The 11,886-nt window shown below is 73.3% G+C and carries 10 protein-coding genes; all 10 read right to left on the bottom strand.

Features of this window, described 5'->3' with window-relative positions:
• Positions 1-2: 2 nt before the first annotated feature.
• The 10 genes from gatC to ACFZAU_RS25470 all read right to left on the bottom strand — a co-directional run bounded on the left by gatC (position 3) and on the right by ACFZAU_RS25470 (position 11,882).
• Positions 3-299 carry an Asp-tRNA(Asn)/Glu-tRNA(Gln) amidotransferase subunit GatC gene (gene gatC / locus ACFZAU_RS25515; protein ID WP_500463151.1) on the bottom strand — a complete coding sequence of 99 codons (297 nt, stop codon included), beginning with the start codon at positions 297-299 and terminating at the stop codon, positions 3-5.
• A 211-nt stretch (positions 300-510) separates the two neighbouring features.
• Complete coding sequence (locus tag ACFZAU_RS25510) at positions 511-2,619, bottom strand: putative bifunctional diguanylate cyclase/phosphodiesterase (RefSeq protein WP_500554113.1); 2,109 nt, start codon at positions 2,617-2,619, stop codon at positions 511-513.
• Positions 2,620-2,834: 215 nt separating this feature from the next.
• The gene (ligA, locus tag ACFZAU_RS25505; RefSeq protein ID WP_500463149.1) at positions 2,835-5,045 is read right to left on the bottom strand and encodes an NAD-dependent DNA ligase LigA; all 2,211 of its coding nucleotides are present in this window, start codon (positions 5,043-5,045) and stop codon (positions 2,835-2,837) included.
• Between the two features lie 25 nt (positions 5,046-5,070).
• Positions 5,071-6,105, bottom strand: a complete 1,035-nt coding sequence (locus ACFZAU_RS25500; RefSeq protein ID WP_500554112.1) for a methionine synthase — start codon at positions 6,103-6,105, stop codon at positions 5,071-5,073.
• 26 nt (positions 6,106-6,131) lie between these two features.
• Positions 6,132-6,821 carry an SDR family oxidoreductase gene (locus tag ACFZAU_RS25495; protein WP_500463147.1) on the bottom strand — a complete coding sequence of 230 codons (690 nt, stop codon included), beginning with the start codon at positions 6,819-6,821 and terminating at the stop codon, positions 6,132-6,134.
• A gap of 27 nt (positions 6,822-6,848) precedes the next feature.
• Positions 6,849-7,388 (bottom strand): LOG family protein, encoded by a 540-nt coding sequence (locus ACFZAU_RS25490; protein WP_500463146.1) that lies wholly within the window; start codon positions 7,386-7,388, stop codon positions 6,849-6,851.
• Positions 7,389-7,464: 76 nt separating this feature from the next.
• Positions 7,465-8,628, bottom strand: coding sequence for a tRNA 2-thiouridine(34) synthase MnmA (gene mnmA, locus ACFZAU_RS25485; RefSeq protein WP_500554111.1), 1,164 nt, complete (start codon positions 8,626-8,628; stop codon positions 7,465-7,467).
• Positions 8,629-8,863: 235 nt separating this feature from the next.
• Positions 8,864-10,033, bottom strand: coding sequence for a cysteine desulfurase family protein (locus tag ACFZAU_RS25480; RefSeq protein WP_500554110.1), 1,170 nt, complete (start codon positions 10,031-10,033; stop codon positions 8,864-8,866).
• Between the two features lie 92 nt (positions 10,034-10,125).
• Entirely contained in the window at positions 10,126-10,791 is a 666-nt protein-coding gene (locus ACFZAU_RS25475; protein WP_499602311.1) for a trimeric intracellular cation channel family protein, read from the bottom strand.
• A gap of 26 nt (positions 10,792-10,817) precedes the next feature.
• Positions 10,818-11,882: an ABC transporter ATP-binding protein gene (locus tag ACFZAU_RS25470; protein ID WP_499602313.1), complete on the bottom strand. Its 1,065-nt coding sequence runs from the start codon at positions 11,880-11,882 to the stop codon at positions 10,818-10,820.
• Positions 11,883-11,886 lie beyond the last annotated feature (4 nt).

Here is an 11,886-nt window from a genome sequence, read left to right as displayed (position 1 = left end):
GATCAGTCCTCCCCCAGGATCTGCGGCACCTTGAAGCGCTGCTGCTCCTCGGCGGGAGCGCCGGACAGCGCCTGGTCCGGGGTCAGGCTGGGCCGGACCTCGTCGGGGCGCATGACGTTCGTCAGCGGCAGCGGGTGGGAGGTCGGCGGTACGTCCTCGCCGGCCACCTCGGAGACGCGGGCGACCGCGCCGATGATGGCGTCGAGCTGTCCGGCGAAGTGATCGAGCTCTTCGTCCTTCAGCTCCAGACGCGACAGCCGGCCGAGGTGGGCGACCTCCTCGCGCGTGATGCCTGGCATGCAGCGATCCTCTGGGGGTGAGTTTGGTCTTTTCGCGCCCAATCCTATGGGCGCGGGCGCCCCGGGGGCGAAACGGTTTGCGCTTCGCCGGGCCGGGGTGCGCCGGACGGCACCGGCCGTACCAGTGGTGCCACCGGGACCGGTGGGGTGCGCGGGGCGCCCGAGGCGCCCCGCGGCGGGTACGGGTCCGCAGGTCACGGGCCCGCAAACGTTACTGCGCGTCGGGGACGGCGGCCCTCTCCTTCGCGGCCTCCAGCTCCGCCGGACGGCGCCATCCGGCGCGTCCGCGCAGCCGCAGCCAGGCCGTGGTCTCCTCCGGGGGCATCGCGGCGGCGACCAGCCAGCCCTGGATCGCGTCGCAGCCCAGGTCCCGCAGGCGCTCCCACGTCTCGTCGTCCTCGACGCCCTCCGCCACGACGAGGAGGCCGAGGGAGTGGGCGAGGTCGACCGTGCAGCGCACGATCTCCGCGTCCTCGGCGTCGACGGACAGCCGGGCCACGAACGAGCGGTCGATCTTCAGCTCGCTGACCGGCAGCCGCCGCAGGTGCACCAGCGAGGAGTAACCGGTGCCGAAGTCGTCGAGCGACATCTTCACCCCGTGCCCGGTCAGCCCGGCCATGGTGTCGGCGGCGCGCTGCGGGTCCTCCAGCAGCACGTGCTCGGTGATCTCCAGCTGCAGGGCCCCCGGCGGGACGCCGTGCCGGGCCAGCCGCGCGGCGACGGCCCCGGCGAAGCCGGGCGAGTGGACGTCGCGCGGCGAGACGTTGACGGCGACGGGGACGTCGAGGCCCATCGCCCGCCACCGGGCGACCTGCCCGAGGGCGGTCTCCAGGACGTACTCGGTGAGCTGCGGCATCAGCCCGGAGGTCTCGGCGATCGCGATGAACTCCTCGGGGCTGACCCGGCCGCGCTCGGGGTGCACCCAGCGGACCAGCGCCTCCAGGCCGGCGACCTGCCCGTCGAAGCGGACCTTCGGCTGGTAGTGCAGCTCGACCTCGCCGCGGTCCAGGGCCCGGCGCAGGTCGCCGAGGAGACCCAGGCGGTCGGGGGTGTTGCCGTCGCGGGAGGACTCGTAGACCTCGACCCCGCTGCGGTCACGTTTCGCCTGGTACATCGCGACGTCGGCGCGGCGCAGCAGGCCCTCGGCGTCACCGGCGTGATCGGGGTAGACGGCGACCCCGGCGCTGGCCTCGAGGACCAGGGTCAGGCCGTCGAGGCTCAACGGCGAGCCCAGCGCGGCGACCAGGGCCCTGGCGATGCGCTGGGCGCGGGTCGGCGCGTCGCAGGTGGGGAGCAGGACGGCGAACTCGTCGCCGCCGAGCCGGGCGACCTCGGCGCCGCGCGGCAGGGCGAGCCGCAGGCGGTCGGCGATCTGCAGCAGCAGCCGGTCGCCGGCCATGTGACCGAGGGTGTCGTTGACGGAGCGGAACTTGTCGAGGTCGATGAGGACCAGGGCGGCGCGTTCGCCGTTGCGGGCGGCGTCGTCCAGCGCGGTCCAGGTGCGCTCCAGCAGCCACTGACGGTTGGGCAGTCCGGTGAGCGGGTCGCGCAGTTGCTCCTCGGCGCGGGCGTGGGCGATCCAGAGGGTGGAGTCGAGCGCGATCAGGGGCACGGCGAACAGCGGCAGCAGCAGGGGCAGATCGGCCGCGACGATGATGATCAGCGGGGAGATGCCGAGCAGTGCGACGCCGACGAAGCCCTGGCGTATCAGCGCGGTACGGGCCACGGTGGGCAGCGCTCCGGCGCGCGGCACGATCGCGTACCACAGGAGCGTGCGGGTCGCAGCGAGGTAACCGAGCGCGGCGGCGAGCACCGCGGGGACGGCGGCCATCCCCCAAGTGGCGGGTTGCCAGGGCTGTTCGACGGACGGGTGGGTACCGAAGGCGGACAGCGCGAGCGAGGCCGCGCCGATGCCCAGGATGTCCACGGCGCCGTGCAGCAGCGCCTCGCGCCAGCGGTGCCGGCGGGCCGCGCCGACCAGGACGACGACGGCCAGGCTGATCAGCACCGCGGGCACCCAGCCGTAGAGCAGCAGCATGGCGAGGGTCAGGGCGGCGCCGGAGCCGGTGCCGCCCCACCAGCGGTCCCGGCCCATCGCGACCAGGTGGCCGACGATGATGCCGGTGAGCACGGCGAACGCCCAGCCGACGTCGCCGCCGGGGAAGAAGGCGTTGCCGTCCACGAGCATCCGGACGACGCCCACGGCCAGGGCCGCCGCGGCAGCGCCCACGACCGAGTACCTGAGTGCCGCCGTGGGCAGCACCGGCGCGGCCGGTCCGAGCAGCCGCTGCGCCGGTCCGGCGCTGTCCGTCGGTTCCATGCCCGTACCCTCTCGCAGCCGCGTGTGCCGTTCCACCACACGCCCTTGCCCGCGGGATTGACGGCCGGGCTGCCGGAGGGCCCGTGCCCGGAAGGCGCGCCTCTCAACAGTAGGCCGATAAAGGCTGTCACGGGCACCGATCGGCTGCTGTTGCCCGAATGGATCCCACCATCCCGGATCGTCCCGCTCTGGGCCGAAAGGGTGATGATGGGGTGTCAGGCCTCCGGGTTCACGGCGGCCTCCCGGGCGGCGTCCGCACCCTGTCCGAGCAGGACGGCGAAGCCGTCCTCGTCCAGGACCGGCACCTTCAGCTGCACCGCCTTGTCGTACTTGGAGCCCGGGCTGTCGCCGACGACCACGAAGTCGGTCTTCTTGGAGACCGACCCGGTGACCTTGGCCCCGCGGCTCACGAGCGCCTCCTTCGCGCCGTCCCGGGTGTGGGTGGCGAGGGTGCCGGTGACGACGACGGTGAGGCCCTCCAGCGGGCGCGGTCCCTCGTCGGAGCCCTCCTCGGTGAAGCGGACCCCGGCCGCCTTCCACTTGCGGAGGATCTCGCGGTGCCACTCCTCCTCGTACCACTGCTTGAGGGAGGCGGCGATGATGCCGCCGACGCCGTCGACGCCCGCCAGGCGCTCCTCGTCGGCGGCGAAGACGGCGTCCAGGTCGCGGAACTCACGGGCCAGGGCCTCGGCGGCGACCGGGCCGACATGACGGATCGACAGGCCCGCGATGATGCGGGCGAGCGGGCGCTCCTTGGCGTCCTGGATGTGCTCCAGCATGGCCGCCGCGTTCTTCTTCAGCTCGCCCTGCTGGTTGGCGAAGACCGAGACGACCTTCTCCTCACCGGTCTCCGGGTCGCGCTTGGGCAGGCCGGTGTTCTGGTCGAGGACGTGGGCGCGGATAGGCAGCAGGTCCTCGGGCGTGAGGTCGAACAGGTCGCCCTCGTCGCGCAGCGCCGGCTCCGCGGGCTCCAGCGGCCGGGTGAGCGCGGCCGCCGCGACGTAGCCGAAGTTCTCGATGTCCAGGCACTTGCGGCCGGTCAGGTAGAACAGCCGTTCCCGGATCTGCGCCGGGCAGCCCCGCGCGTTGGGGCAGCGCAGGTCGATGTCGCCCTCCTTCATGGGGCGCAGCGGGGTGCCGCACTCGGGGCAGTCGGCGGGCATCACGAACTCGCGCTCACCGCCGTCCCGCAGGTCGACGACCGGGCCGAGGATCTCCGGGATGACGTCACCGGCCTTGCGCAGCACGACGGTGTCGCCGATGAGCACGCCCTTGGCCTTGACCACGTCCTGGTTGTGCAGGGTCGCGAACTCGACCTCGGAGCCGGCCACCGTGACCGGCTCGACCACCGCGTACGGCGTCACGCGGCCCGTACGGCCCACGCCGACGCGGATGTCGACCAGCTTGGTGTTGACCTCCTCCGGCGCGTACTTCCACGCGATGGCCCAGCGCGGCGCGCGGGCGGTGGAGCCGAGCCGGCCCTGCAGCGGGATCTCGTCGACCTTGACGACGATGCCGTCGATCTCGTGCTCGACGTCGTGGCGGTGCTCGCCGTAGTAGGCGATGGCCTCCTTGACCTCGGCGAGCGTGCCGACCACCCGGGCGTACCTGGTGGTGGGCAGACCCCACTCGTGCAGCAGCTCGTAGGCGTGCGACTGGCAGTCGATGGTGAAGCCCTCGCGGGCGCCGATGCCGTGCACCACCATGTGCAGCGGGCGGCTCGCGGTGACCCGGGGGTCCTTCTGCCGCAGGGAACCGGCGGCGGCGTTGCGCGGGTTGGCGAAGGGCTTGTCGCCGGCCTCGACCAGGCGGGCGTTGAGCTCCTCGAACTTCTCCATGGGGAAGAAGACCTCGCCGCGGATCTCGACCAGGGCGGGGACGCGCTCCCCCGCCAGCCGGTCCGGGATCTCGGCGATCGTGCGGACGTTGGGCGTGATGTCCTCGCCGGTGCGGCCGTCGCCGCGGGTGGCGCCGCGCACCAGACGGCCGTTCTCGTACGTGAGGTTGACGGCAAGGCCGTCGACCTTCAGCTCGCACAGGAAGTGGTAGGTGCCGCCCTCGCCCGCCGGGGGGCCCAGCTCCGCGGCGAGGCGGTCGGCCCAGGCGTCCAACTCCTCCTCGGTGAAGGCGTTGTCGAGGGAGAGCATGCGCTCGCGGTGCTCGACGGAGGTGAACTCCGTCGCATACGCGCCGGAGACCTTCTGGGTCGGCGAATCCGGCGTGCGCAGCGAGGGGTGCTCGTCCTCCAGCGCCTCCAGCCGCCGCAGCAGCTTGTCGAAGTCCGCGTCGCTGATGACCGGCTGGTCCTTGACGTAGTAGCGGAAGCGGTGCTCCTCGACCTGCTCGGCCAGGGAGGCGTGCAGCTCGCGCGCCTTCGCCGGCACGTCCTCGTTCCTGGCGCCCTCGGGGATCACGGAGTCCTCCACGTCCACGTCCTTCCTCTTCCCATCCTCACTCAGGGTTGTCGACGAGCGAGCGTGCCGCCTTCGCGCAGTGCACGAGCGCGGCACGGGCATAGGCCGGCGAGGCCCCCGCCAGACCGCAGGACGGGGTCACCGCCACGGAGGTGCCCAGATCCCCCGGGGACAGCCCCAGCCTGCGCCACAGCGCCCGAACACCACTGACGCTACCCGCAGGGTCCGACAATGGGGCATCGGTACCCGGGACGACACCGGTGAAGAGCGCGGTTCCCGCCTCGGCCGCCTCACCGAAGGCGTCCCAGTCACCCTCCGTGAGCAGCGAGAAGTCGAACGACACCCCCGCCACCCCGGCCCTGCGCAGCAGCGCGAAGGGCACCTCGGGAGCGCAGGAGTGCACGATCACGGGCACGCCGTCCGCGCCGCCGCCGGCGGCCGCCATGACGTCCCGCAGCGCGCCCTCGACGACGCCCCGGTCCGCCGCGCGGTGCGTGCGGTAGCCGCTGGCGGACCTGACCCGGCCCTGGAGGACGGCGGTCAGCGAGGGCTCGTCCAGCTGCAGCACGGGCTGTGCGCCCGGCACGCGCCGGCGCACGTCCTCCAGGTGCAGCCGCAGCCCCTCGCCGAGCGAGGCGGCCAGGTCGCGGCAGGCACCCGGGTCGGAGAGCGCGGCCTCGCCGTTCTTCAGCTCGACCGAGGCCGCGAGCGTCCACGGGCCGACGGCCTGGAGCTTGAGGGGGCCCCGGTAGTCCTGGGTGAACTCCTCGACGGCGTCGAGGTCCTCCCCCAGCCACGCCCTGGCCCGGCGGGTGTCCCGGCCGGGGCGGTCGCCGAACCGCCATCCGCTGGGCTCCACGCGCGCGTACAGCTCGACCAGCATCCCGAGGGTGCGGCCGATCATGTCGGCGCCCGGGCCGCGCGCGGGCAGCTCCGGCAGGAACGGCAGCGCCTCCAGCGCCCCGGTCGCCGTCCGTGCCGCCTCGCGCGCGTCGCCTCCGGGCATCGAGCCCACACCGGTGGCCGCCCCTTCGGGCAGCCGGAACTTCGCTTCGGTACCTTCCGTGCTCACCGGTGCAGCCTACGACGACCGGCGGGTCAGGCTCCCGGCCGGATGGTCAGGTCGTTGACCTCCGCGTCCCGCGGCAGGTCGATCGCGGTCAGGATCGCCGTCGCGACCGACCCGGGGTCGATCCACCGCGAGGGGTCGTACGTCTTGCCCTCCTGCTGGTGCACCTTGGCCTGCATCGGCGTGGCGGTGCGGCCCGGGTAGACGGAGGTGACCCGTACCCCGTTGGCGTGCTCCTCCTCGCGCAGGGAGTCGGCGAGCGCCTTGAGGCCGTGCTTGCTGGCCGCGTAGGCGCCCCACTCGGCGTGCGCGTTGAGCCCGGCGCCGGAGTTGACGAAGAGCACGTGGCCGCGGGACAGCCGCAGTTGGGGAAGGAGGAGACGGGTCAGCTCGGCGGGTGCGACGAGGTTGGCGGCGAGCGTCCGGTTCCAGATCTTCGGGGTGAGCTCGCCGACCTGCGCCAGGTCCACGACGCCCGCGATGTGCATCAGGGAGTCCAGCCGGTCCGGCGGCGCCTGCTGGCCCAGCGCCCAGGACAGCCGCTCCGGCTCCGCGAGGTCGCCGACGAGGGTCCGCGCGCCCGGGAAGCGGTCGGCCAGTTCCTTGGCGCGTCCGGCGTTGCGGGCCAGCAGCCACAGTTCGTCGCCGCGGTCGAGGAGACGCCGGGCCACGACGGCTCCGATGCCGGAGCCCGCGCCGGTGATCAGGTGAATCGACATGGGCCCCATGCTGTCATCCCGGCCGGCTCACACGATGCCGGCGCCCTCCTCCAGGTAGGCGAGCGCCGAGACGCCGTCCTCGGCGAAGAACACCAGGTCGGTGAGGGGCAGCGGCAGGAAGCCCTCCGCGTCCATGCGCTGGAACTGCTCCTTGAGCCCGTCGTAAAAGCCCGCCGTGTTGAGCAGGACGACCGGCTTGGTGTGCAGCCCGTGCTTCTTCAGCTCCAGGATCTCGGTCGCCTCGTCCAGCGTGCCGGTACCGCCCACCATGACCACCACGGCGTCGGCGCGGGCCAGCAGTTCCGCCTTGCGCTCGGCGAGGTCGGCCGCGATCACCATCTCGTCGGCGCCCTTGCGCGCCTTGGCCGCCAGGAACTCCACCGAGACCCCGACCAGGCGTCCGCCGTGCTCCTGCACCCCGTCCGCCATCACCTTCATCAGGCCCACGTCCGAGCCTCCCCACACCAGGGTGTGACCGCCCTTGCCGATCAACTCGGCGAACTGGCGGGCGGGTTCGGTGTAGCGGGGCTCGAGGTCGGCGGCGGAGAGGAAGACGCAGATGTTCATGCGGGCCAGTCTCGCGCATGACGCCGTGGGCCGGGCAGGGGGGCGCCCGGCCCGTCCGGGAGCCGCGTGGGGGCGCTCAGGCGCTCGCGGTGGCGCGCCGGCTGCGCTCCGTGGTGGCGATGGTCGCCGAGCCTACGACGCGCGTGCCGTCGTAGAGCACGACCGCCTGGCCGGGCGCGACGCCTCGGACGGCGCCGCCGGTGAAGCGGACGCGCAGTTCGCCGTCGGTCAGCTCGGCGGTGACGGGCACGTCGTCGCCGTGGGCGCGCAGCTGGGCGGTGTACGTGCGCGGCCCGGCGCCGTCGGGCGCGGTACCGCACCAGCGCGGGCGGATCGCGGTCAGGGCCGTGACGTCCAGGGCCTCGGCCGGGCCGACGGTCACCGTGTTGTTCACCGGGGAGATGTCGAGCACGTAGCGCGGCTTGCCGTCGGCGGCGGGCACGCCCAGGCGCAGGCCCTTGCGCTGGCCCACGGTGTAGCCGAAGGCGCCGGAGTGGGTGCCCAGGCGGTTGCCGTCCTCGTCCAGGATGTCGCCCTCGGCGGCGCCGAGGCGGCGCGCGAGGAAGCCCTGGGTGTCGCCGTCCGCGATGAAGCAGATGTCGTGGCTGTCGGGCTTCTTGGCGACGGACAGGCCGCGCCGGGCCGCCTCCGCCCGGATCTCCTCCTTGGTGGTGAGGGTGTCGCCGAGCGGGAACATGGCGTGCGCCAGCTGCCGCTCGTCGAGGACGCCCAGCACGTACGACTGGTCCTTGGCCGCGTCGGAGGCGCGGTGCAGCTCACGGGAGCCGTCGGGGTTGACGACGACGGTGGCGTAGTGGCCGGTGCACACGGCGTCGAAGCCGAGGGCGATCGCCTTGTCGAGCAGCGCGGCGAACTTGATCTTCTCGTTGCAGCGCAGGCAGGGGTTGGGGGTGCGGCCGGCGGCGTACTCGGCGACGAAGTCGTCGACGACGTCGGCGCGGAAGCGGTCGGCGAGGTCCCAGACGTAGAAGGGGATGCCGATCACGTCGGCGGCGCGGCGGGCGTCGTGGCTGTCCTCGATCGTGCAGCAGCCGCGGGCACCGGTACGGAAGGACTGCGGGTTCGCGGAGAGCGCGAGGTGCACGCCCGTGACGTCGTGCCCCGCTTCGGCGGCGCGGGCAGCCGCCACGGCCGAGTCGACGCCACCGCTCATCGCGGCGAGCACGCGGAGGCGACGGCCGTCGCCAGGGCCTGTGGGTGCACCGGGGAAGTCAGTCATAGCGCCTCCTAGGGTACGGCGCCCCGGCGGGGCTTCGCGGGGCGGCCGGCGGTGCGTGAACGCGGGTGCCAGTGCGTGGGCGAGTGCGCCGCGCCTGCGGCGGGCTGTCTCCCGCACACCCGCCCGTTACCGCCTGCGGTGCGTGAACGCAGGGGCGGCACGGCCCACGGGGGCCACCCGCATACGCCGACAACGCCGCGCAGGTGGGCGGGCGGGCGGCACGCTGCCGCGGGCGCTACATCAGGCCCGCGCTGCGGGCGCGGGACACCGCGGGGGCGATGGCGTCGCCGAGGGCCGCGACGTCCTCGGCCGTCGAGGTGTGCCCGAGGGAGAACCGCAGGGAGCCCCGCGCGAGGTCGGGGTCGGCGCCCATCGCGAGGAGGACGTGGCTGGGCTGGGGCACGCCGGCGGTGCACGCGGACCCGGTGGAGCACTCGATGCCCTGGGCGTCGAGCAGCATCAGCAGGGAGTCCCCCTCGCACCCGGGGAAGGAGAAGTGGGCGCTGGCGGGGAGGCGGCCGCCGGGGGCGGGGTCGCCGTTGAGGATGGCCTCGGGGACGGCCTCCCGGACCCGGGCGACCAGGTCGTCGCGCAGGGCGCCGATGTCCCGCGCGAACGCCTCGTGCCGTTCCGCGGCCAGCGTCCCGGCGACGGCGAACGCGGCGACCGCGGGGACGTCGAGCGTGCCGGAGCGTACGCCGCGCTCCTGGCCGCCGCCGTGGAGGACGGGGACCGGGCCGAGCTCACGCCGGAGCACCAGCGCGCCGACCCCGTACGGGCCGCCGACCTTGTGCCCGGTGACGGTCATCGCGTCGAGCCCGGACGCCGCGAAGTCGACCTCGACCTGGCCGAGGGCCTGGACGGCGTCGGAGTGCAGCGGCACCCCGAATTCCCTGGCCACCGCCGCGAGTTCGGCGACCGGGAAGACCGTGCCGACCTCGTTGTTGGCCCACATCACGGTGGCGAGCGCCACATCGCCGGGGTCGCGGGCGACGGCCTCGCGCAGGGCCTCGGGGTGGACGCGTCCGTGGGCGTCGACGGGGAGCCATTCGACCCGGGCGCCCTCGTGCGTGGCGAGCCAGTCGACGGCGTCGAGGACGGCGTGGTGCTCGACGGGGCTGGCGAGGACCCGGGTGCGCCGGGGGTCCGCGTCGCGGCGGGCCCAGTACAGGCCCTTGACCGCGAGGTTGTCGGCCTCGGTGCCGCCCGAGGTGAAGACGATCTCGCTGGGGCGGGCGCCGAGCGCGGCGGCCAGGGACTCGCGGGACTCCTCCACCGTGCGCCGGGCCCGGCGGCCGGCGGCGTGCAGGGAGGACGCGTTGCCCGTGACAGCGAGGTGCGCGGTCATCGCCTCGACCGCCTCCGGCAGCATCGGGGTCGTGGCGGCGTGGTCGAGGTAGGCCATGATGAGCGTGATTCTACGGCCGCTGCGGCGCCTTCCCGGACCGAGGCCCGCCCCGGGTACGCCGTCCGCGGGGGTGCCCCGCGGGGGATGGCCTACAGGTGGAGCTGTTCCGCCGCGGTGGTGCGCCGGTGCCAGGCGCGGGGGGCCCGCCAGTGGTAGCGCATGGCCAGCAGCCGGAGGGTGAAGGCGCTGATCACGGCGAGGACCCCGGTGCCGGGGGTCAGGGCCTCGAACTTGATCAGCACCGCCACCACGGTCGCCCCCACGATGGCCGGCACCGCGTACAGGTCGCGGTCCCAGCGCAGCAGGGAGGGGACCTCGTTGCCGAGCAGGTCGCGCAGTACGCCGCCGCCGACGGCGGTGGCGAGCCCGAGGGTGGCCGAGGCGGTGAGGTTGAGGCCGTGGTCGTAGGCCTTGGTGGTGCCGGCGACGCAGAAGAGGCCGAGGCCGGCGGCGTCGAAGACGTTGATCGTGGTGTTGATCCGCTCGACCTGGGGGTGCAGGAAGAACACCACCGTGGTGGCGATCAGCGGGGTGAGGAAGTACCCGAGGTCGGTGAAGGCGGCCGGCGGGACCGCCCCGATGATCAGGTCCCTGATCAGCCCTCCGCCCAGCGCGGTGACCTCGGCGAGCACCGCCATGCCGAAGACGTCGTAGTTCTTGCGTACGGCGAGCAGAGCGCCGGAGATCGCGAAGACGAAGATTCCGACGAGGTCGAGCACGTGCTGGACGGAGTGGCTGAACAGTTCGGTGTGCACCGGTCCCATTGTGCAGGGTGCCGGGGTTACGCCTTTTCGGTCGTCTTCCCTGCCGTGCCGTCGCCGGAGGCACCGGAGTCCCCGGTGTTCTCCGGGTGGTGGCAGGCCACCTGGTGCCCGGTGGCCAGGGTCGCCAGCGGGGGCTCCGTGGTCTTGCAGACCTCGGTCGCCTTCCAGCAGCGGGTGTGGAAGCGGCAGCCGGACGGCGGGGAGATCGGCGACGGGACGTCACCGGTCAGCAGGATCCGCTCGCGCTTGGCGCGCCGCTTGGGGTCCGGCACCGGCACCGCGGAGAGCAGTGCGTTGGTGTAGGGGTGCATCGGCTTGGTGTAGAGGTCCTCGCGGTCCGCGACCTCCACGATCTTGCCGAGGTACATGACCGCGATGCGGTCCGACACGTGCCGGATGACCGACAGGTCGTGCGCGATGATCACGTAGGTCAGGCCGAGCTCGCTCTGCAGGTCGTCCAGGAGGTTGACCACCTGGGCCTGGATGGAGACGTCGAGCGCCGACACCGGCTCGTCCGCGACGACGAGCTTGGGCTTGAGCGCCAGTGCGCGGGCGATGCCGATGCGCTGCCGCTGTCCGCCGGAGAACTCGTGCGGGTAGCGGTTGTAGTGCTCGGGGTTGAGGCCGACCAGCTCCAGGAGGTTCTGGACCTCCTTCTTCACCCCGTTCTCCGTCTGCACCTTCTGCAGCCGGAACGGCGCGCCGACGATGGTGCCGACGGTGTGCCGCGGGTTGAGGGAGGAGTACGGGTCCTGGAAGATCATCTGCACGTCGCGGCGGAGCGGGCGCATGCCCGCGGTGCCCAGGTGCGTGATGTCGCGGCCCTCGAACTCGATCGTCCCGCCGGTCGGTTCGAGCAGCCGGGTGATCAGCCGGCCCATGGTGGACTTGCCGCACCCGGACTCGCCGACCACGCCCAGGGTCTCGCCGGGGTTGACGTGGAAGTCGATGCCGTCGACCGCCTTGACCGCGCCGACCTGACGGCGCAGCAGGCCCTTGGTGATCGGGAAGTGCTTGACCAGGCCGCTCACCTTGAGCAGCGCATCCGACCCGTCGGCGGTCGACTGCTGGGGGATCGTCATCTCC

It is taken from the genome of Streptomyces sp. NPDC008238 (assembly GCF_042956445.1).
In the GTDB taxonomy this organism is placed as follows: domain Bacteria; phylum Actinomycetota; class Actinomycetes; order Streptomycetales; family Streptomycetaceae; genus Actinacidiphila.
This window is presented reverse-complemented; position numbering and strand designations above follow the sequence as displayed.